20 protein-coding genes, 1 pseudogene and 3 other annotated features are annotated in these 20,369 nt (G+C 37.8%); of the genes and pseudogenes, 17 read left to right on the top strand and 4 right to left on the bottom strand.

The window, feature by feature from the left end; genetic code table 11:
• The first annotated feature begins 10 nt into the window (after positions 1-10).
• Genes cybH through hypE form a run of 9 tightly spaced genes read left to right on the top strand, consistent with a single transcriptional unit; the run spans position 11 to position 7,299 of the window.
• Positions 11-805, top strand: a complete 795-nt coding sequence (gene cybH / locus WAZ07_RS15155; RefSeq protein ID WP_336473137.1) for a Ni/Fe-hydrogenase, b-type cytochrome subunit — start codon at positions 11-13, stop codon at positions 803-805.
• Entirely contained in the window at positions 792-1,277 is a 486-nt protein-coding gene (locus tag WAZ07_RS15150) for a HyaD/HybD family hydrogenase maturation endopeptidase (protein WP_336473178.1), read from the top strand. Before cybH ends, WAZ07_RS15150 begins: the two co-directional genes overlap by 14 nt.
• Positions 1,274-1,702 (top strand): Rieske (2Fe-2S) protein, encoded by a 429-nt coding sequence (locus WAZ07_RS15145; RefSeq protein ID WP_336473136.1) that lies wholly within the window; start codon positions 1,274-1,276, stop codon positions 1,700-1,702. The genes WAZ07_RS15150 and WAZ07_RS15145 overlap by 4 nt, the downstream gene beginning before the upstream one ends.
• A gap of 5 nt (positions 1,703-1,707) precedes the next feature.
• Positions 1,708-2,064 carry a hydrogenase maturation nickel metallochaperone HypA/HybF gene (locus tag WAZ07_RS15140; protein WP_336473135.1) on the top strand — a complete coding sequence of 119 codons (357 nt, stop codon included), beginning with the start codon at positions 1,708-1,710 and terminating at the stop codon, positions 2,062-2,064.
• Positions 2,064-2,720 (top strand): hydrogenase nickel incorporation protein HypB, encoded by a 657-nt coding sequence (gene hypB, locus WAZ07_RS15135; RefSeq protein ID WP_336473177.1) that lies wholly within the window; start codon positions 2,064-2,066, stop codon positions 2,718-2,720. The genes WAZ07_RS15140 and hypB overlap by 1 nt, the downstream gene beginning before the upstream one ends.
• Positions 2,708-4,975, top strand: a complete 2,268-nt coding sequence (gene hypF / locus WAZ07_RS15130; protein ID WP_336473134.1) for a carbamoyltransferase HypF — start codon at positions 2,708-2,710, stop codon at positions 4,973-4,975. The genes hypB and hypF overlap by 13 nt, the downstream gene beginning before the upstream one ends.
• Before the next feature lie 2 nt (positions 4,976-4,977).
• Positions 4,978-5,214 carry a HypC/HybG/HupF family hydrogenase formation chaperone gene (locus WAZ07_RS15125; protein ID WP_035436559.1) on the top strand — a complete coding sequence of 79 codons (237 nt, stop codon included), beginning with the start codon at positions 4,978-4,980 and terminating at the stop codon, positions 5,212-5,214.
• Positions 5,186-6,298, top strand: coding sequence for a hydrogenase formation protein HypD (gene hypD, locus WAZ07_RS15120; protein ID WP_336473133.1), 1,113 nt, complete (start codon positions 5,186-5,188; stop codon positions 6,296-6,298). The genes WAZ07_RS15125 and hypD overlap by 29 nt, the downstream gene beginning before the upstream one ends.
• Positions 6,298-7,299: a hydrogenase expression/formation protein HypE gene (gene hypE / locus WAZ07_RS15115; RefSeq protein WP_336473132.1), complete on the top strand. Its 1,002-nt coding sequence runs from the start codon at positions 6,298-6,300 to the stop codon at positions 7,297-7,299. The genes hypD and hypE overlap by 1 nt, the downstream gene beginning before the upstream one ends.
• A gap of 222 nt (positions 7,300-7,521) precedes the next feature.
• On the opposite strand, the pseudogene WAZ07_RS15110 reads toward hypE, so the two are convergent.
• Positions 7,522-9,092: pseudogene (locus WAZ07_RS15110) on the bottom strand (IS200/IS605 family accessory protein TnpB-related protein).
• 310 nt (positions 9,093-9,402) lie between these two features.
• On the opposite strand from WAZ07_RS15110, the gene WAZ07_RS15105 reads away from it, so the two are divergent.
• From WAZ07_RS15105 to WAZ07_RS15080, 6 genes are all read left to right on the top strand, one after another.
• Positions 9,403-10,113, top strand: coding sequence for an HAD family hydrolase (locus tag WAZ07_RS15105; protein ID WP_336473131.1), 711 nt, complete (start codon positions 9,403-9,405; stop codon positions 10,111-10,113).
• 256 nt (positions 10,114-10,369) lie between these two features.
• Positions 10,370-10,498 carry a hypothetical protein gene (locus WAZ07_RS15100; protein WP_336473130.1) on the top strand — a complete coding sequence of 43 codons (129 nt, stop codon included), beginning with the start codon at positions 10,370-10,372 and terminating at the stop codon, positions 10,496-10,498.
• Between the two features lie 71 nt (positions 10,499-10,569).
• The gene (locus WAZ07_RS15095) at positions 10,570-11,448 is read left to right on the top strand and encodes a class I SAM-dependent methyltransferase (RefSeq protein WP_336473129.1); all 879 of its coding nucleotides are present in this window, start codon (positions 10,570-10,572) and stop codon (positions 11,446-11,448) included.
• A gap of 60 nt (positions 11,449-11,508) precedes the next feature.
• Positions 11,509-11,964 (top strand): tRNA (N6-threonylcarbamoyladenosine(37)-N6)-methyltransferase TrmO, encoded by a 456-nt coding sequence (gene tsaA / locus WAZ07_RS15090; RefSeq protein WP_336473128.1) that lies wholly within the window; start codon positions 11,509-11,511, stop codon positions 11,962-11,964.
• A gap of 270 nt (positions 11,965-12,234) precedes the next feature.
• On the top strand, positions 12,235-12,759 hold the full coding sequence (locus tag WAZ07_RS15085; protein WP_336473127.1) for a P-loop nucleotide/nucleoside kinase family protein: 525 nt from the start codon (positions 12,235-12,237) through the stop codon (positions 12,757-12,759).
• Between the two features lie 443 nt (positions 12,760-13,202).
• Positions 13,203-13,712 (top strand): GNAT family N-acetyltransferase, encoded by a 510-nt coding sequence (locus WAZ07_RS15080; protein WP_336473126.1) that lies wholly within the window; start codon positions 13,203-13,205, stop codon positions 13,710-13,712.
• Positions 13,713-13,879: 167 nt separating this feature from the next.
• Here WAZ07_RS15080 and thrS read toward each other — a convergent pair whose 3' ends face one another.
• Positions 13,880-15,802 (bottom strand): threonine--tRNA ligase, encoded by a 1,923-nt coding sequence (thrS, locus tag WAZ07_RS15075; RefSeq protein WP_336473176.1) that lies wholly within the window; start codon positions 15,800-15,802, stop codon positions 13,880-13,882.
• Positions 15,803-15,848: 46 nt separating this feature from the next.
• Positions 15,849-16,079, bottom strand: a binding site (T-box leader).
• A gap of 42 nt (positions 16,080-16,121) precedes the next feature.
• Positions 16,122-16,352, bottom strand: a binding site (T-box leader).
• A 41-nt stretch (positions 16,353-16,393) separates the two neighbouring features.
• Positions 16,394-16,625 (bottom strand) — a binding site (T-box leader).
• Positions 16,626-16,851: 226 nt separating this feature from the next.
• Between thrS and WAZ07_RS15070 the strand changes: the two genes are divergently transcribed.
• A complete protein-coding gene (locus WAZ07_RS15070; protein WP_336473125.1) occupies positions 16,852-17,781 on the top strand; it encodes an AAA family ATPase in 930 nt (309 codons plus the stop codon).
• Positions 17,778-18,878 carry a DUF58 domain-containing protein gene (locus WAZ07_RS15065; RefSeq protein ID WP_336473124.1) on the top strand — a complete coding sequence of 367 codons (1,101 nt, stop codon included), beginning with the start codon at positions 17,778-17,780 and terminating at the stop codon, positions 18,876-18,878. The genes WAZ07_RS15070 and WAZ07_RS15065 overlap by 4 nt, the downstream gene beginning before the upstream one ends.
• A 339-nt stretch (positions 18,879-19,217) precedes the next feature.
• Here WAZ07_RS15065 and WAZ07_RS15060 read toward each other — a convergent pair whose 3' ends face one another.
• Positions 19,218-19,511: an Ada metal-binding domain-containing protein gene (locus tag WAZ07_RS15060; protein WP_336473123.1), complete on the bottom strand. Its 294-nt coding sequence runs from the start codon at positions 19,509-19,511 to the stop codon at positions 19,218-19,220.
• A gap of 18 nt (positions 19,512-19,529) precedes the next feature.
• Entirely contained in the window at positions 19,530-20,348 is an 819-nt protein-coding gene (locus tag WAZ07_RS15055; RefSeq protein ID WP_336473122.1) for an SPL family radical SAM protein, read from the bottom strand.
• Positions 20,349-20,369 lie beyond the last annotated feature (21 nt).

Raw genomic sequence — 20,369 nt, 5'->3', positions numbered from 1 at the left:
GAGACACATTATGTCAGACCTCATGCCAACAACACATAACACCAATACGCTTGTTTCAGAAAAAAACAGCGAAGTGACGCTTCATCCAGAACGTCCAATTCAATATAAGAAAACAAAAAATGTTGTCAAAATTTATGTATGGCAATTACCGGTTCGAGTGTTTCATTGGATTAACGTAGTGGCAATTATCTTGCTCATGATAACGGGAATTTATATTGGAAAACCATTCGTTAGTTCAAGTGTACAAGAGGAAGCATATTACTCTTATCTCATGGGATGGGCGAGATATATACACTTTTTTGCAGCATTTCTTTTCACAATCAATCTTCTTTATCGATTGTTCTGGGCGTTTATAGGAAATAAATTTGCCACATCGAACCCATTTCGCTTGGTGTTTTGGAAAGAAGTATTAGAAACGATTAAATTTTACTTATTCTTAAAAAATAAAAAGCCGCATTACATTGGCCACAATCCACTGGCACAGCTTAGCTACTGGATCTTTATCGGTCTTGGTTCTTGGGTAATGATGCTAACAGGCTATTATATGTATTTTGAGCCGCAGCCAGAATCATTTTGGGCTAAGCTATTTGTTTGGGTTCCGACTTTGTTTGGCGGAGATAGCTATACGATTCGTTCCTGGCACCATTTAGTGGCATGGGCGTTTATGTTATTTACAGTTATTCATATCTATATGGCAGTCCGTGATGATTATATGGAACGAAATGGCACCATTTCGTCAATGTTTACAGGCTACAAGACTGAACCAAAAAAATTAGTTGGTGATAAGAATGATGAATCAAAATAAGGAAGCGAAAATCACGATACTTGGAATTGGCAACACCCTCTTCACAGATGAGGGTGTTGGCATTCATTTGTTGCCGCTGCTTGAAGAAGTGTATAAGGACGATAAGCAAATTGAGATTATAGAAGGATTAACGGATGGAATGAAGCTTCTAGGTCCGGTTGAGGAAGCGGAAAATCTTATTATTATTGATGCGATTAATGCAGGTGTAGAAGGCGGAACTATTCTTTCATTAGAAGGGGATGAAATTCCTGCTTATTTTGGTATAAAGATGTCCGTTCATCAAATGGGCTTTCAGGAAGTGTTATTTGCAGCGAAATTCAGAGAACGCTATCCGAAAAAGATTATTATGTTTGGAATGCAGCCCACTTCATTAGAGCTTGGTGTAGAACTAACGGGAACGAACCAGGCAAAACTAGGGGACCTAGCGGAAGCAGTTATGAATCAAGTAAATCGTTGGAGATATGTATCATGAATCGTCTCGATTTCTTAAAAGAGGTGACAGGAAGCATATTTCAAACCATGAAATATGTGTATGAGCCTTTTTTAAAGGATGATTTAAAAAAAGTGGAAGAAGCGGCAGGTCGAGTTCTTGGAATTACATGGATACCTGTGATGAAAAGTGATGAAACGCTTATTAGGCCAGAATTTCGCTTTGTCTCTGGCAAACCGATTATCGTGTTTTTACATGAAGAAAAGCTTCATGCTATTAACGGTATTTGTCCGGTTTGTTCCAATCTTATTCAAGTCCGAATGTATGATCATATGGCAACATGTATGGATTGTGATAAAGACTACGATTTTAACGCGATGGGCGGAAATTTACCTGTCCAAAAGTTACAGATAAAAAGGAAGGATCAAATGTATGTTGTTGGTTTTACAGACAATAGTAAAAGGTGATCGCGATGCATGAAATGTCATTGATGGGAGATATTTTGCAGCTTGTTCAAGAGGATGCAGCAAAAAGAAATATCGTACAAATAAAGAAAATTGAATTAGTTGTAGGAGAAATTAGCAATGCGATGCCAGAGGCATTGCAGATGGCCTTCGAAATTTTTCGTGACCAAAACCTACATCTATTTAGCCACGCTGCACAATTAATTATTCATACAGAGGAAGCGAAGGCGGAATGTGTTATATGCGGCTTGACATATCATCCTACCCAGAAAATCGCATTGTGCCCAAACTGTAACATTCCATCTGGCAAGGTGTTAGCGGGGGAAACATTTCAAATTTTATCTTATGAGGGGAACGATGATTGATGAATATAACGTTACGAACAGATGTATTAACGAACAATAATAAGGCGGCTGAATTTAACCGCGATCTTTTTGAAAAAACAAATACACTTGTGATTAATTTAATGAGCTCTCCTGGAGCTGGTAAAACGACGTTGTTAGAGGAAACGGTAAAGGCATTATCTGGATCCTATCGTATTGCCGTTATTGAAGGAGATTTGGCAACAGAACGAGATGCTAATCGTATCCGCGCAATGGGAGCGAAGGCGGTCCAAATTAACACTTATGGCGGCTGCCATTTGGATGCCCGAATGGTTGCAGCAAGCCTTGGCGAACTGGATTTAGATGAGATTGATGTATTATTTATTGAGAATGTAGGTAACCTTGTTTGTCCATCTGGATATGATTTGGGACAGAACCATAAAGTTGCGGTTCTTAGCGTTCCTGAAGGAAATGATAAGATTCCGAAATATCCGCAAATGTTTATACGTACGGAGCTAGTTCTTCTTAACAAAATTGATTTACTTCCTTATCTTGATTTTAATGTGGAGGAAGCGAAGAAGGATTTAATGGAGATTAACCCAAATTCAACGCTTATTCCTCTTTCAGCAAGATCAGAAATTGGACTGGAAGAATGGTATGAATGGATTCAAGAGGCGTATAAAAAATGTACGCGGTAAATATTAGTATCCGCGGGAGGGTACAAGGGGTTGGATTTCGTCCATTTGTATATCAGCTTGCCCATGAATATCATCTAGCGGGAATGGTGCAAAACAATATGGACGGCGTAAGAATTACAGCGCAAGGAGTGAAGGCGAATGTGCAGCAGTTTTTGTTAGAGCTGCAAAGTAAAGCGCCCCGTCTCTCACGTATTCATAACATAACGGTAGTAAATACAGAACCAACCGATGCAACCGAGTTTATCATTATTGATAGCGAGCGTATGGGAACGTCATCCCTTGTCATTCCAATCGATTCTGCAGTATGCGATGATTGTTTACAAGAGATGAATGATAAGGCCAATTTCCGTTATGAATATCCGTTTATCAATTGTACGCAGTGTGGACCGCGATATACCATTATTGAAGAACTGCCCTATGACCGGCCGTACACGGTGATGAAGAACTTTGCGATGTGCTCCGATTGCCAAAGAGAATATGAAGATCCCACGAATCGGCGCCACCATGCTCAGCCTATCGCTTGTCCTGCATGTGGTCCGAAAGTTACACTTTTGGATCAGCATGGACATAGGCTTGAAACGAATCAGCCGATTCAACAAGCCGTGCGGTTAATACAAGCGGGACATATACTGGCGATAAAGGGACTCGGCGGCTATCATCTTTGCTGCGATGCAACAAATGAACAGGCTGTGGGGCTACTACGGAAACGAAAAAAACGTCCGGCACGGCCACTTGCGGTTATGGCTGCTTCCGTTCTTGCAATTGATACTTTTGCTTATGTGAATGAGGCAGAAAGGAATTTGTTGAAAAGTCCAGAAGCGCCTATTGTAATTGTAAAGAAAAAAGAAGGTAAACTGGCAGGAAATATAGCACCGAACATGAAGACAGTTGGCGTGATGCTTCCCTATACACCGCTTCATCACTTACTGTTTAAGTATAATGAGAATGGTTGCTTTGTCATGACGAGTGCTAATCCTTCTGGGATGCCGATTCTCTATAAAGATAATGAAGCGCTGACTTACTTAGACGGAATCGCTGATTATTTTCTTGTTCATAATCGAGACATCCTTCACCCTGTTGATGATTCGGTTGTGCAAGTAAACGACGGTCGCTTAGATTTTTTCCGAAGAGCTAGGGGCTATGTTCCTGATCCTTTTGCAGCAAGTTATGATGTATCTGGAATGGTTGCCTTTGGCGGACAACAGAAAACAACTTTTACAATTGGAAGAAATGAGCAAATTTTTCTTGGACCGCACATTGGTGATTTGGAAAATGTGGAAACAATGAGTCATTACCGGCAGGAGTATAACCATTTAATGAAATGGATGGATACAAAGCAGGACATCGCAGTTATCGATACACATCCAGGCTATGTTACGAGACAGCTTATTGAAGGATTTCATAGAGTACTAGAAGTGCAGCATCATCATGCCCATATGGCCGCATGTATGGAGGAACACCATCTTACAGGAAAAGCTTATGGAGTTATCCTTGATGGAACCGGATACGGATTTGACGGAAACATTTGGGGATTTGAAATTTTTTATGGAGATGCCAGCAGTGCGGAAAGACTTGCTCATTTGCAATATACACCTCTTCCTGGCGGAGAAGTGTGTATTCGTGAACCGTGGCGAAATGCGGTCGCTATGCTGCTATTTTTGTTTGGGGAAGAAGGAGAAAGTTTAGCAATCCTTCTATTTCCAGATAAAGAGAAAGAAATTCATATTTTAAAGAAAATGATAGAAAACCATATAAATATTATTCAAGCTGGTACATGCGGTCGCTTGTTTGATGCAGTTAGCGCGCTATGCGGGATTACAGAAATTGTGAGCTATGACGGAGAGGCAGCAATATTGCTCTCGGAATTAGTGGATGAAACATGCGTGTACGAGCCATATTCGTATGAATACATAGAAGACGAGCTTGTTACAATTCAAATGAAAGCAATGATTAAAGAAATTGTGTGTGACGTTTTAGCAGGTGAAGAGGCAGCAAATATTAGCGGTCGCTTTCATGAAACGGTTGTCCAGTCTATTCTTACCGCCATAGAAAAGATAGCTAGTGCACAACCTGAGCGAAGCAAAGCCGTCATATTAGGCGGTGGTAGCTTACACAATCGTTATTTGCGCAAACGATTACGAGAAGAATTAGTGAAACGAAAGTTTACTGTATATGTACCAGAACTAATGCCTTGCAATGATGGTGGCTTATCATATGGTCAATTGGCCGTTGCAGCGGCGAAAAGGAGGGCCTAGTCATGTGTGTAGGAGTACCGGCGAAGGTTGTGAAAAAAATGGAATATACGGCGGTAGTTGATGTGATGGGATCACAAACGACCGTTGGAATTATTTTTGTTCCAGAAGTAGAAGAAGGGGAATTTGTAATTGTTCATGCAGGTCAAGCGATGAGTATTGTCGATGAACAATATGCAAAAGATAGCGTGTTGGAATGGAGGAAGTTGGTCGATGCTCGAAATTCTGAAACAGTCGAATGATCCAGGTATATGTATGCCGCTTGTGGAAGCAGTTCTTGAAAAAGCGAAGGAATTTCAAAAGAAGTTTGGACGGAAGCCGGCTTTCATGGAAGTATGCGGTTCTCATACGATGGCGCTTGCTAAAACGGGAGTAAAGCAATGCCTAAAGGCTGATGTAAATTTAATATCTGGTCCAGGATGTCCGGTCTGCGTAACGGATCAAAAGTCTATTGATGCAATGATTGCGCTTAGCGATGAAGATAACCGCATTATTTGCACGTTTGGTGATATGATGCGCGTACCTGGGTCGAACAAAACTCTGCTAGATAAAAAAATTGCTGGCAGTGATATTCGGGTTGTCTATTCTCCGATCGATACGGTTACAATCGCTGAAGAAAATCCAGATAAAGAAGTCATCTTTTTAGGTGTTGGGTTTGAAACAACCATTCCGATTCTTACACTAATGGTTGGAGAAGCAAAGAAGAGAGGGATTACAAATTTTTCTATTTGGATGACAACGAAATTGGTAGAGCCCGTCCTTCGCTATTTACTAGAAGCAGGGGATGTAAAACTCGATGGTTTTATCCTTCCAGGACATGTGTCTATTGTGTTAGGGGAATCATCGTATAACTATTTAGTTGAAGAGTATAATATGTCCGGTGTTATCACAGGATTTGAAACAGCTGAATTGCTTTCTACCATTTATAAGCTCATTGATTTAGTATTGCAAGAAAAGACTGCTATTGAAAATAATTATTCATCGGTTGTAAGCGAAAGCGGAAATAAAGTTGCTAAGCAATGGATGGAAACCTATTTAACAATTTGTGATGAAGCATGGCGTGGCATCGGCGTTATTTCAAATAGCGGATTAGATTTAAAGAAAGAATATGATTTGTATAATGCAAAAAAGCGGTTTAAGGTGGAAGTAGGAGAACCACGGAAAACAAAATGCCGTTGCGGGGAAGTCATAAGAGGTTTGATTTCACCGAGTGAATGCCATTTGTTTGGAAAAGCATGTCAGCCGTTAAACCCAATCGGTCCATGCATGGTATCGGCAGAAGGTAGCTGCGGGGCCTATTATCAATATATGAGGGAGAGTTTGTAATGGAAACGTTCATCAACTTGGCGCACGGAGATGGAGGAGAATTAACGCATCGTCTCATTCGTGATGTATTTGTAGCTGCATTTGGTAAGAAGGATGCAGCATTATTTGATGCGGCATCCTTGCATATTCCAACAGGAAACGTTGCTGTCACAACCGATTCCTTCGTCATTAAGCCGATTTTCTTTCCAGGTGGTTCAATCGGAAAATTAGCCGTTGCTGGTACGATCAATGATTTAGCTGTGAGTGGTGCAAAGCCGCTTTATCTTACGTGCGGTTTTGTCATTGAAGAAGGTTTTCCGATTGCTGATTTAAAGAAAATCGTAATCGATATGGCGAATGAAGCGAAAAAAACGGGTGTTACGATTGTTGCTGGTGACACGAAGGTAGTTGAAAAGGGAAGTGCTGACGGGGTGTATATTAACACCACTGGGATTGGCGTGTATGAACACAATAAAGGTTGCAGCCTTGCCTTTGAAGAAGGCGATGCTATTATTATCTCAGGAACGATTGGTGATCACGGCATTGCAGTCCTAACAGCAAGAGGAGATTTAGGGATAACAGCTCCTACCTTAAGTGATTGTGCTTCACTAAACGGCATGATTGACAGCGTACTTCAGCAATGCGGGACTGTTCGCATTATGCGGGATCCAACGAGAGGTGGTCTTGCTACAACACTTGTAGAAATTGCCGAAGATTTTCAAATTACGATGACAATTAATGAACGGTCGCTGCCGATTAAACAAGAGGTACATGGTGCCTGTGACATTCTAGGATTCGATCCTCTTTATCTTGCAAATGAAGGGAAAGCCATTTTTATCGTTGCGGACAGTCAGAAAGAAAAAGTAATCGATATTTTAAAATCCTGCCCCGAAGGAAAAGATGCTACCATCATCGGCAGCATTACCAGCAAAGGAAAAGGACAGTTACTTTTGGAAACGCCCATTGGCTCTAAACGAATGCTGACTCGATTATCGGGCACCATGTTCCCGCGTATTTGTTAAGTAAACACCTGGTTTAAAAAACTTATAAAAATCTATCAAAACGTTGGAGAACCAAGACAAAAACCAACTACCGAAAAGGGATCTCACCTTTTTCCTGTCCGCAAGGCTATCACCTTCTCATTCACCTACTGTGAAAGAATAATGGCAGGTTCCTGTTAGGAACGGTCTTGTTTTGCGCATAATCATTCATCCGAGTCAACTATACGCAAAGGGATATAAGTTTTAAACCAGGTTCCCTCCCTTCTTGATTTGAAATAAAATTTGTTGATTACTCATATACACTGTTTTATGGAGGATACTCCATAATTTCCAGTTGTGATGGTCTTTCCATGTTGCGATGGTTTGTAACCATTTCTTATATACCTTTTTTGTATTCTTATTGCTTTCTTCCAATGAAGCAATAAGAATACGAAGTTTCATTGAGATCTGGTTTTGTAACAAAGAAATCATTTCTTTTGGTAGTTTTTCTTGTAGTCTGAGTCCACGACGTGCAATCGTAAACGCAGCCGCTTCATGAACGCTAATCCCATACTTTTTACTATATTTTAGTTTTCCAATCACGCTTGTATAAGCAGGGTTCACCGTTTTGACGGAAAATCCATTGCGAAGCCCCATTCTGATTAAACTACTTAACATCTTCTTGTAAGTAAACTGATGAAATTTGCGATTACTGTATTTGTCTGTATCATGAGATTGTTGAAAATGTAAATCTTCTAGGACAATGCCGCCAACATGTTGAGAAAACAACCAATCTTTGATTTGTTGTGTCATTTGCCCGATTACAGTAGCTCGTTTATCCGTAGAAAACGTATCTAGATTGTGTAAATAAAAGATTTTTGATCCTTTGAAATTTCCTTGCTTCGTGCATAAACTGACGGCTATACGATCAGGATTGACATCGATCCCTGCAATCACATCAGATATTGGGACTTCTTTGAAGTCTAACATACGACCTGTTTCCGTTTCCTCAAATGTAATGTTTACATAGAATTCATCTTTTTTACGAAGTAATTCTACACTATATGTTTGATGGTCAATCATTGGTTTTCCTTTTGGATTCACACCTGTTTGTGTACCCATGGCAACATCTGTGATTTCCTTGTAATAACGATATGGAATTGTAATCGGTACTACAATACGAGGACTTGTTCTTTTTCCTGAAGTCAAACCTAACGGATTGGCAATTTCTAACCAACCTTGGCCGTTATCATCAATTGTGATCCGCATATTTAAATTTCCTTTTTTACTTTTATCACCTCTTGAATACAATTGCCGTGTCCGTAAATCTTTCCATTCTTGATTGGAAATGTTTTGTTTCATGCGTTCATAAAAGGCTTTTCGACCACCAAAAATAACAGGCGGTAATGTACCGTTTGCAATATGCGTTTCATACATCGTAATTTTTTGTTCTAATTTTTGTTTTCGCTTTCGTAAACCGTTTAAACAAGCGTCTAATGGTACCTTTTTGGGCCTTTTTCTACCACTTTCATATTCTTCTATTTTTTGTATGGTTTGTTCTAACTTTTTTTGAGTGTTTTCTACATAAACAGGAAGGAGCTCTTTTTGAGAGGAAATAATGGTTTGTGCTTGTAAAAAACTGCATCTTCACAATACCGTTTATTTAAGGAGTACACGTGTTGTAATTTCTTGATCAATTCTTTATCGTGATGTCCTTCTGTTAAACGATTAAAACTATAACGTTTGGCACTTTCAAATGTACGAATCAAATCTAGAAGTTGTTCCCTTTGTTCTATTGTAATGGTTTTGATTTTACAAGAACGTGTTGTTTTCATCTATTATCCGCCTTTCGTTCATACATTTTCAATCTCTTTACTTACTTTTTTTCCTCCGCGTTTCCCATAAAAACAACTCCCTTTTTATTATAAAATATAACAAAAAAAGGGATGTATGTGATAGTTTTCATCGCCTTTTATAAATTTTTATAAATTTTTTTGAAACTGTCGAAACCTCCTTTATTTGGAGGTGCTTTTTTATGCTTTTGAGATTAGTATGTGTAGTATAATAGAAGGGGGTTATAAGAGATTTTTCCTGAATTGGAATATTATCACTGTAGGGAATAACCTGATATAAGGGGGGAGAAGATTGAATAAGTATAGTTTACTCTTATTCGATTTGGACGATACACTTCTTGATTCCACTTGGTTTCATGCCGGGCTAATTAAGACTCTTGAAATGCATCCTATAACAAAAAACCTTGATGCATCTATATTCCTTGAAAAAAAGTTGCATATTCCTACGTCTTTATTGGAGCGTTTTAAGAACCGGGAACTAACCCCAGTTGAATTTAGAAGAGCTAGGTGGCAGCATGCTTTTGCTCATTTTCATGTGTTACCTGATGTAGAAGTTATTGATGAGATTGATGAACTGTTTCTTAAAACTAGTATGTCTTGCATTGGTATAAATAATTCAATTACAAGTTTATTAAATGAGTTGAAAAAACATTATAACCTTGGAATAGTCAGCAATGGATTATATGATCCGCGATTAAAAATTTTCCAAATGGGACTGTCTGAAGTATTCGGCAACGACACAATACTTCATGCGGAACAATTAGGTTACAGAAAGCCAGATCCAGAAATCTATTTAATGGCATTAGAACGATTTGGTAAAAAGCCAGGGGAGACTCTTTTTATTGGTGATTCTTGGACTCATGACGTAGTTGGACCAATAGAAGTTGGGATGGACGCCATTTGGGTTAATACAAAGGGCCTCTCCAAAGCTACCGCACATATTCCGAGTGCAATCGTATCAGATGTTATAGAAATACAGGATATATTGTTAGGCAATAACTAAATTACTAATTTAATCACATTCTAACGTAAAGAAGATTAATCTTATGGTAGGCAGTCATCCCCCAACTATCTTCCTCGTTTCCCTTTGAATTTTGAGATGAGGGTCTTACTGCTGCCTACAAATAACGGGATAAAACAACAGCTTGTACTAAGTTACAATTGGAGAAAATTATGTGAATATTTACTCTTGTATTTACAATTAGTACAGCCCTCTTTTTTAAAATATAAAGCCACAATATGAAAGAGATGTGACTAATATGAGTGAAATCTTAATATTGTTAGCATTATGTTTTATCTTATATGAACTAATTAAAACGAAAAATGAACTGAAATTTTTTAGAAACGATATGAAACGTTTATTTGAAAAAGAAGATAAAGATATTTAATTTCATTTTTGTTAACGAAATTTGTGCAAACTGAAAATACTAACTAAATGTAGAGAAAGGAGCTCCTTATATTGGAAGATTATTATTGGGATGATAAGTTAGATTATTTAAAAAATACAAGAGATTTATATTATAACGATGACTATTTAGGATTTTTAGTGAATTCAGTTTGGAAGATTTCTAAGCCTGTACATATCGTTGACTATGGTTGTGGGTATGGTTATTTAGGACTTAAATTATTACCACTGTTACCAAAAGGTTCAAGATATACAGGTATTGATAAAGGACAGAAATTGATTAATGATGCCAAAAAATTGTTTGAAACACTTCCCTATGAAGCTGAATTCATAGTGGCTGATGTTACTGAAATTGAATTAGAGAGTAAATATGATATAGCAGTTTGCCATGCTTTTTTACTGCATATGACTGATCCAATAAAAATGTTGCAGAAAATGATTCATTCGGTCATTAATGAAGGGAATATCATATGTTTTGAACCACACTGGATCTCCAATATGTCTTCGTATCATCTTAGTGAATACGATCAATCAGAAATTATGCAGCTTGGTTTTCTTCAGAAACTGTTTGAAGAAGATGTAAAACGAAATGGAAAAGATGGAAACATCGGGATTAAATTACCGACATACTTAAGTAAATTAGGTGTAAAAAATATTGATTGTCGAGTTAGCGATAAAGTTAATTTTCTTGACTCAAACGCAAACCAAACAGATAAGCAGAGATTATATGATTCTCTCAAAGAAGAAGGACTAGGTATAGCTCCCGCTGAAAGAGAAGAATTTATTGAACGCTTAATAAATCGAGGGGCTACATGTAATGAAGCATATGAACAGTATAAAGCAGAACTACGATTTTCTGAGGTATTCAACATAAATTCCTCTTTAAACTATGCTCCAAGTATGAAAGTTACTTTTGGGGTTGTAAACAAATGAGGAAGATATTTTATTTACTGCCGATAAGTGTACACCATGTAAAGAAAGAAGGAACAAAAATTGAATTTAATAAATATGTCTCCTATAGGTGAAGTAGCATCAATTATTGATGAAAAGGTATATGAACGGTGGGGAGAGGTTGTTTCAACAATCATAATTCATCCAGAATATAAAGATGGACTAGTTGGATTAGAAGAATATTCACATGCGATCGTTATTTTTTATATGGATCAATTTAAGGAAAAAACGCAGTCCTGGATTAGAAAACCGAGAGGGATAGAATCTTTAGATGCAAAGGGTTGTTTTGCACAAAGAACAAAGTATCGTCCGAATCCTATTGGGATTTCTACTGTTGAGATTGTATCAATTGAAGATAATGTAATGATTGTAAAAGGATTAGATGCGAATAATAAGACGCCAGTTCTGGATATTAAGCCGTATATATCAGAATTTGATTCAAGAGAAGATACTCGTTCTCCAATATGGATGAAGGAATTGATGAAAGATTATTTTTAGAAGTTGCTATTCATGATGATTAGAAAATATGTTTTGATTGCTAACTCATAATTATTAATATTTATTCTATGCTTAATAAAATGGGCTATATTATAGATGAATTAAATCTAGATGGGGATGTCATTTCAACTTATATGGTTTTTGCAATTGGAATCTGTAGTATAGGAAATGTTCTTATTCACTTTTATAGAGATAATCAAAAGAAATCCAATTAATATTAACGCCAAGATATTAGTATTGAACGATAAAGTATATGGAAGGTGAATGTTTATGTTTTTTCTTCAAATGTCAGGTTTTCCGGGTTCGGGTAAGTCAACTTTGTCTAGGGAAATAGCAAAAATGACAGGTGCTATTATAATAGATCATGATATTGTGAAAACGGCACTGCTAGAATCTTTTGGGGTAGATGATATTGATACAAGGCTTGCTGGTAAAATTTCGTATGATATTGAGTGGGCGCTAATAGATTTTCATCTGTCACAAGGGCATGATGTGATACTTGATAGTCCTTGTTTGTATGTAGAAATGGTGGAAAAGGGGACAGCTGTGGCTAAGAAACATGATGCAAAATACAAATATGTGGAATGTTATTTGAATGATATGCAGGAAATTGATAATCGATTACAAAATCGGAAGCGAATGATTAGTCAAATACAGCATGTAGAATCGGAAGAATTATTTAAGGAATGGATTGAAAATAGCAAAAAACCATCTGATTCTCATTATTTGGTTGTTGATTCTGGACAACCTTTAGATTGTTATATAAATGAAGTGGTTACATATATTAATAGTTAAAATAAATGGTGCAAATAAAAGAAAGCGCAAGGAAGCTCAAATTATGTTTTTATTGAATTAAAACAAAGTTGTACTGTTTTGAAAAAAAGTTTAACCGTTTATAAAAAAGATGTACTAAAATTAACTACACTCTGTTATTTCACTAAAGGTGCAGGATAGTTGTGTGAAATGTTTCTAGTTTAAATGGAGAATGGTCACATATCCGAATGGTTATTTTATGAAATTAGATAGGCAACACAGATACGCCTAATTTTTATCCCGCTATTCGTGGGCAGTAAGACCCCCCACCTCAAGATTGAGAGAGAAGCGAAGAAGATAGGTGGGGGATAACTGCCCGTAAAAGCCCGATTGGTGAGGGCTGATAATCAGTGGGGGATGAAAAAACCCCCACTGATGGAAGTTTCACTTTATTTAACTGCTAATTTAACATAGAGGTGATTGTCTTGGATATTGATGTGAAAATTGAACAATTATTTTTAATTGAAGAACATCTTAATGAGCTTTCGGAACTTTTAATAAAGGTCGTAGAAGAGGGGGCTTCGATTGGATTTTTACCACCAATAGGAAAAGTAGATGCAGAGAAGTACTGGGAAACCGTTCTTAGCCCCGAAGTGATTTTATTTGTTGCTAAATTAAACAATCAAATTGTTGGAAGTGTACAGTTACAATTATCGACGAAGCAGAATGGAAGCCATAGAGCTGAAATCGCAAAATTAATGACACACCCTAATTATCGACGTAATGGTATTGGTCGTTTACTTATGCAAAGGGCTGAAGAAATAGCAAAACAGAAGGATAGGTCATTATTAGTTCTTGATACAAGAGAAGGAGACCCTTCCAATAAATTATATACTTCATTAGGTTATATTCAAGCTGGGCGGATTCCTAACTATGCGAAATCTGAGAATGGTGAATTAGCTGCTACCATCTTCTACTATAAAAATAACAATTAATCTTCTTGAACTAACAGGTGCTTTAGTGGAATAAGGAGCATCAAAAATATGAAACAATCTTAGCAAAAGGAGAAGCATCCAATCCGATTAAGCCGAAAGAAGGAATAGAAGAAACCGCAAAAAGGTTCAAATTATATCTCTTGGCCTTCTTGCGGTTTCTTTTTGTATTATAAACTTCTATTTTGAATTTCCTGCTGAATATTTGCAAAGAATTCGTCAAATCGTACAGCTTTAGATTGTTGTTCTCCGTATTTTCGAATGTTTACTTCGTTACGCTCGGCTTCTTGATCGCCAACGACAAGGACATATGGGATTTTTTGAACTTGCGCTTCTCGCATTTTATAACCAAGTTTTTCATTGCGAAGATCAAGTTCTACTCGTACACCAGCATCTTTTAACTTTGCTTCTATTTCTTTTGCGTATTGTTCATGTACTTCGGCAGATACAGGAATGATTTTCGCTTGAACGGGAGCTAACCATGTTGGGAATGCTCCGGCAAAATGTTCGATTAAGATTCCGAAGAAACGGTCAAGTGAACCGAATACAGCACGGTGAATAACAACAGGACGTTGTTTTTCATTTTTTTCATTAATATAGCTTAAGTTAAATTTCTCCGGCATTTGGAAATCGAGCTGTACAGTTGCGCATTGATGACTTCTATTTAAAGCGTCTTTAATATGGAAGTCAATTTTCGGACCGTAAAACGCTCCGTCACCTTCATTGATTTTATAGCGGAAATTGAGCTCTTCTAGTACATTTTGCAGGGCACCTTCCGCCTTGTTCCATAACTCGTCATCTCCCATTGAATTTTCTGGTCTTGTAGAGAGCTCAACTTCATATTCAAAACCAAATGTACGATATACATAATCGATTAAATCAATTACTCCTTTTATTTCATCTTCAATTTGTTCAGGTGTTACAAAAATATGGGCATCATCTTGACAGAATGTACGAACTCTAAGAAGTCCATTAAGAGCGCCGCTAAATTCATGACGATGGACTTGCCCAAATTCAGCCATTCGAACTGGTAAATCACGATAAGAGTGCAGCTTATTTCTAAACATTAACATGTGACCAGGGCAGTTCATTGGTTTTAAAGCAAATTTTCCATGATCAACTTCTGTGAAATACATATTCTCTTTATAATGGTTCCAATGACCGGAGTTTTCCCATAGTTTTTGATTCATCATTAAAGGAGTACGAACTTCTTGATAATTACGCTTTTGCTGAATCCCTCGTAAAAAAGCTTCCATTTCGTTTCGGATAATTTGTCCTTTTGGTAAATAAAATGGCATTCCTGGCGCTTCTTCAGAGAACATAAATAATTCTAATTCATTGCCTAATTTACGATGATTGCGTTTTGCGGCTTCTTCTAAAAAGATTACATACTCATCTAGTTCCTTTTTAGAAGGGAAGGCAACCCCATATATTCTTTGAAGGACTTGGTTATTACTGTCACCGCGCCAATATGCTCCTGAAACATTTGTTAATTTAAAAGCTTTCATAAAACCAGTAGATGGTAAATGTGGTCCGCGGCATAAGTCTAAAAATTCACCTTGTTTGTAAAGAGTTATGTTTTGATCAGCAGGGACATCTTGTAATAGCTCTAATTTTAAATGGTCACCGAGTTCTTCAAATATTTGTTTTGCTTCATCGCGGCTTACTTCGATTCGTTGAATTTCTAAATTTTCATCAATGATTTTTTGCATTTCTTGTTCAATATGAACTAACTCTTCAACTGCAATACTATTTGGAAGATCCATATCATAATAAAATCCATTTTCGATAACAGGACCAACGCCTAAGTTAACGTGACCGTGTATTCTTTTAACAGCTTGTGCTAATATGTGGGCTGCTGTATGTCGCATTACGTCTAAGCTTTCTTTTGATTCTAAAGTTAAAATCTCAATTTCTGCATCTTCTTGTATGCTTCTGCGTAAATCAAATAGTTGCTGATTCACTTTTCCGGCAATAGCTTTCTTTTTTAACCCAGGGCTAATTGATTCTGCAATTGCCTCTAATGTAGTTCCTTTCATATACTCCTGTTCACGACCATTTGGAAAACGAATTTGAATCATTTTGTTACTCATCATTATCACTCCATTTCATAATATAAAAAAACGCACTCATCCCTAAAACAGGGACGAGTGCGTTAAAACCCGTGGTTCCACCCAGATTCCCATCGTACTTAAAAAAGCGTTGATGGCTCCATTCGCTGTAACGTAGCGTCTACGGCATTGGATACTATGTTTCCCCAATACAGCTCCAAGGTGGTAAGTATATTCTCCTGCGTTAGGAAGATCTCAGCAATTCTTCCTTCTCTGTAAAACCGTAAAGAATATCTCGTGTCCTTTTCATTGCCAATTGATATATAGAATTGAGAAAAATAAAAAACGCACTCATCCCTAAAACAGGGACGAGTGCGTTAAAACCCGTGGTTCCACCCAGATTCCCATCACACTTAAAAAAGCGTCGATGGCTCCATGCACTGTAACGTAGCGTCTACGGTATTGGATACTATGTTTCCCCAATACAGCTCCAAGGTGGTAAGTGTATTCTCCTGCGTTTAGGAAGATCTCAGCAATTCTTCCTTCTCTGTAAAACCGTAAGAATATCTCGTGTCCTTTTCATAGCTAATTGTTATATGGAATTAAGAAAATAAAAAACGCACTCATCCCTAAAATAGGGACGAGTGCGTTAAAACCCGTGGTTCCACCCAGATTCCCATCGCACTTAAAAAAGCGTCGATGGCTCCATGCACTGTAACGTAGCGTCTACGGTATTGGATACTATGTTTCCCCAATACAGCTCCAAGGTGGTAAGTGTATTCTCCTGCGTTTAGGAAGATCTCAGCAATTCTTCCTTCTCTGTAAAACCGTAAAGAATATCTCGTGTCCTTTTCGTTGCTTTTTTATAGCATTAGTATGTTGATTCATAATATACAGTATTCAAATTACTTTTGCAAATGTTTTTTTTGGAATGAATTGTATTTTTTATAATTCAGTATATGTAAGAAGAAAACTTATTTTACAAAAAATCTCAAAAAAATAAGCAGTTAGTACATGAATTTTGCTATACTACAAATAAATATCAGAAAAAACAGAAAATTTATTATAGGAAGAGAAAGGGTGAAGAGGGCATGTCAATTTTAGAAAGAATCAGAGAAAATGTCTCGCAAGTGATTGTAGGAAAAGAAGAGGTTATTGATTTAGCGATGATCGCATTAGTAGCAAATGGACATGTTTTATTAGAAGATGTTCCAGGAACGGGGAAGACGTCATTAGCGAAAAGTCTTGCAAAAAGTATAGATGGAAAATTTCAGCGTGTACAGTTTACATCAGATACATTACCAGGAGATGTAGTAGGTTTAGAGTATTTCGATATGAAAGAATCTGATTTTAAAACGAGGATGGGGCCGATTTTCGCTAATATCGTGTTAGTCGATGAAATTAATCGTGCCGTTCCGCGTACACAGTCTGCTTTATTAGAAGTAATGGAGGAGCGTACCGTTACGATTGCTGGGGAGACGCATGTATTGCCGCAGCCGTTTATTGTACTTGCTACGCAAAATCCGCTAGAGTCTGCCGGTACTTTTCCGCTTCCGGATGCGCAGTTAGATCGCTTTTTATTAACGATCAGGCAAGGATACCCAAGTCGAGTGCACGAAAAGGAGATGTTACGGCGTTTCCGCCAGCAAGACCCACTGCGCAGCTTACAAAGTGTTGTGTCTCTTGCGGATATTCTTTCTCTACAAGAAAAAGCAAAGCAGGTGGAAATTCATGAAGAAGTGGAAGATTATTTATTGGATATTGTGCAAAAGACACGTCAGCATGAACTCGTTGAAATCGGGGTGAGCCCGCGTGGTTCATTAGCTTTTATGAAAGCAGCACAAGCCCGTGCGCTATTAAAGGGAAGAGAATTTTGTACACCTGATGATTTTTATACGCTAGCAGAGCCGGTTTGTGCTCACCGATTAACTCTTAGTATTGAAGGAGATATGAAAACGACGAAAGCATATGTAATGAAAGAGATTTTGGAGCAAGTAGCTGTTCCAGTGGAGAATGTATGAAAGAGAAATTAATAATGAAACGTCCGTTTGTAGAAACGTATGTTGCAGGGGTCGTCGTCTTTATTACAATACTAATGTGGCTCTTTGTACAACATTTCTTTCTGTTTGTACTTGCTTTTTTCTATTTGCTTATGGTTAGTTTTTCTCATTGGTATGTTCAGAAAGCTTCACAAATATATTGTGAAATAACACAACAACATGAACGTCTCTTTATTGATGAGACCGGGCATTGTCGTGTACGTATTGTAAATCCAACAAAATTGCCGATTTTTGAAGTTGCCTTTCGGTTTCGCTCAGATGAACAGATGAAATGGGAATGGTCAGAAGGAGAATTAGAACAAGCGGTTCATTCTTATCGTATTCTTTTGCAGCTGAAAAAACAGGAAACATTAGACATAGATTTACATGTATCAGCGCAGCAAAGAGGACTGCATAGCTGGCAAGAAGCCGAAATCATTTTGTCTGATCCATTTCATCTTATTACCATTCACATCCCAATAAGGAAAGAGAATATGCCGTGCTTTCGTATATATCCTCGCATTGTCAAAGTAAATATTCCGGAAACAAACAGCTGGAAGCACGGATTTCGCACTGCAGCTGTTTCGCCTCTTTATGATGAAACGAAAATCATTGGAGTAAAGGCATACGAACAGGAGTCATTTCGTGCCATTCATTGGGGAGCGACTGCCAAAACAGGTGTATTAAGTGCAAAAAAGTATGAATATACGCAAGGTGATCGGTATGCGGTCTATTTAAATGTATTAGGTTCAACGGGTTATACACTGCGTACTGATATAGAGTATTTAATCGAAGTAACAGCGGGCGTTTGCCGGGAACTAATAGCGCAAGATTGTTCATTTGAACTATGGGTGAATAGTATGTGTGAAAACGGAATTGTCCATATAACGGCTGGTAAATACCGAAAACAATTGCACAAAACATTACAATTATTATCGTCCTTAACAGATCGAGATGTTCCGTTATCTTCTTCCTTTTTTTATCAAACAGGTTTCCGCCAGCAAGAGGCTGGAGCAATTCCGATTATTATAGGGAATCCACCTGAAAAACATGGGGGATGGCTGCAAGTGGTGAAATAAAGTAGCGGGGGATAATCAATAGTTTTTATTGTTATTGATCCTACATGAGTATGATATATAAACGAAAGCGTTTTGTATTTCAGATGCTTTTAGTTAGTATTTGTTTATTACTTGCTGTGTTTATAGTAAGCGGTGCGCTATATACGCAAACTATATTGAAAGAATTATTGAAATAAGATACAGATAGATGGGAGGTTCCTGAAACTCCTACGAAGAAAGAAGAGGTACCTCCTTGGGAGAAGGCAAAACGGATACAAACAAAATCGAAAAGCAAAAAAGGTGGAGGGGAGTCGATTGAACAAGCGGATAGTGAAGTAGAGAAAAGAAATACAGCGCCTCTTATCTTTTCTTTTTTTTCCATCGTGCATATTTTTCAGGCATGCAAACTGCACATGGCCTAAAACCTGCTGATATAGCCGTCTGTTCATCGGCAAAAAACACGCGATGTTTAACGTATCCACCTTTTGCTATAGCTCTAAGCGCTGAGGGACAATCTAATCTTCCATATAATTTACTCGGTCGATACCCACCAAAAATACCCGGTGTATCACTTTGATATGGATGCATATCGGCACCCAACAGGGTGAATGTCTTTTTTCTATTTTCAGCACTTTTCTCATTATCTTTATACATGCAATTACTTCCTATTTTTTACGGTTCGAACCCTGTCTGGCTCACATAAACCTGATTTTTCGGAAAGGTTTCTATAAATCTGTTATATACTTTTTTAATAACTTGCGGTCCATACCATTCTTCTAAACCAAGTTGGGCGTATTTTTTTTCAATTCCAAGCTTTCTCGTCCGTTTTCCTCCACTGCCATCGCCCATAAAGTAGTCATCAATACATATCCGATCGACGAAGGACTTCAATTTCTCAGGAAAATATTCCCCACTCGGTAATATGGGTGCTATCGCCACTTGGGTCGGTATTCCCGCATCCACTAATTTTTCCAATGTCTTAAAGCGTGCCTGAATAGGAGGTGCCTCTGGAGTAAAATGTTTACGTATCGTTTCCGAATCCGTTTCAATTGTCATACTTACCCGGACTCTATCTTTTAAATGCTGCAGCAAATCGATATCTCGACTTACAAGCGGGCTCCTCGTCTGTACTAATAAGAAGTCAGGGGGATCTTCTACCATGACCTTTAGTAGAGATTGCGTTACTTTTTCCTTATCCTCTACTGGTTGATACGGGTCTGTGCTTGATGACATAAAAATGGTTACATTCCCTTTGGCTTTGGCACGATGAAGCTCCTTGCTTAGTAAATTCGCAGCTCCATTTTTAACATCGACCCAATTTCCCCATTCCCCTTCTCGAAAAAGGGATACAGGCATTTGGCGTACATAACAATATGAACACCCAAATGAACAGCCTGTATAAGGATTTAGTGAATGAGTATATCCAGAAAGAAAGCCTGTACCTTTATTAAGAATGGTTTTCGGGTTTTTATAGAACAATTCACTTTTCATGACGTAACCTCCTTTCCCTTC

The sequence above is a fragment of the Bacillus bruguierae genome (assembly GCF_037104725.1).
GTDB lineage: Bacteria > Bacillota > Bacilli > Bacillales > Bacillaceae_G > Bacillus_A > Bacillus_A bruguierae.
Note: the sequence above shows the minus strand (reverse complement) of the source record. Positions and strands in the feature narration are given on the sequence as shown.

Excerpts from the sequence above, each read along its gene's own strand:
- cybH (WP_336473137.1), top strand. The coding sequence starts at position 11 with ATGTCAGACCTCATGCCAACAACACATAACACCAATACGCTTGTTTCA.
- WAZ07_RS15150 (WP_336473178.1), top strand. The coding sequence starts at position 792 with ATGAATCAAAATAAGGAAGCGAAAATCACGATACTTGGAATTGGCAAC.
- WAZ07_RS15145 (WP_336473136.1), top strand. The coding sequence starts at position 1,274 with ATGAATCGTCTCGATTTCTTAAAAGAGGTGACAGGAAGCATATTTCAA.
- WAZ07_RS15140 (WP_336473135.1), top strand. The coding sequence starts at position 1,708 with ATGCATGAAATGTCATTGATGGGAGATATTTTGCAGCTTGTTCAAGAG.
- hypB (WP_336473177.1), top strand. The coding sequence starts at position 2,064 with ATGAATATAACGTTACGAACAGATGTATTAACGAACAATAATAAGGCG.
- hypF (WP_336473134.1), top strand. The coding sequence starts at position 2,708 with ATGTACGCGGTAAATATTAGTATCCGCGGGAGGGTACAAGGGGTTGGA.
- WAZ07_RS15125 (WP_035436559.1), top strand. The coding sequence starts at position 4,978 with ATGTGTGTAGGAGTACCGGCGAAGGTTGTGAAAAAAATGGAATATACG.
- hypD (WP_336473133.1), top strand. The coding sequence starts at position 5,186 with ATGCTCGAAATTCTGAAACAGTCGAATGATCCAGGTATATGTATGCCG.
- hypE (WP_336473132.1), top strand. The coding sequence starts at position 6,298 with ATGGAAACGTTCATCAACTTGGCGCACGGAGATGGAGGAGAATTAACG.
- WAZ07_RS15100 (WP_336473130.1), top strand. The coding sequence starts at position 10,370 with ATGAGTGAAATCTTAATATTGTTAGCATTATGTTTTATCTTATATGAA.
- WAZ07_RS15085 (WP_336473127.1), top strand. The coding sequence starts at position 12,235 with ATGTTTTTTCTTCAAATGTCAGGTTTTCCGGGTTCGGGTAAGTCAACT.
- thrS (WP_336473176.1), bottom strand. The coding sequence starts at position 15,802 with ATGAGTAACAAAATGATTCAAATTCGTTTTCCAAATGGTCGTGAACAG.
- WAZ07_RS15070 (WP_336473125.1), top strand. The coding sequence starts at position 16,852 with ATGTCAATTTTAGAAAGAATCAGAGAAAATGTCTCGCAAGTGATTGTA.
- WAZ07_RS15065 (WP_336473124.1), top strand. The coding sequence starts at position 17,778 with ATGAAAGAGAAATTAATAATGAAACGTCCGTTTGTAGAAACGTATGTT.
- WAZ07_RS15060 (WP_336473123.1), bottom strand. The coding sequence starts at position 19,511 with ATGTATAAAGATAATGAGAAAAGTGCTGAAAATAGAAAAAAGACATTC.
- WAZ07_RS15055 (WP_336473122.1), bottom strand. The coding sequence starts at position 20,348 with ATGAAAAGTGAATTGTTCTATAAAAACCCGAAAACCATTCTTAATAAA.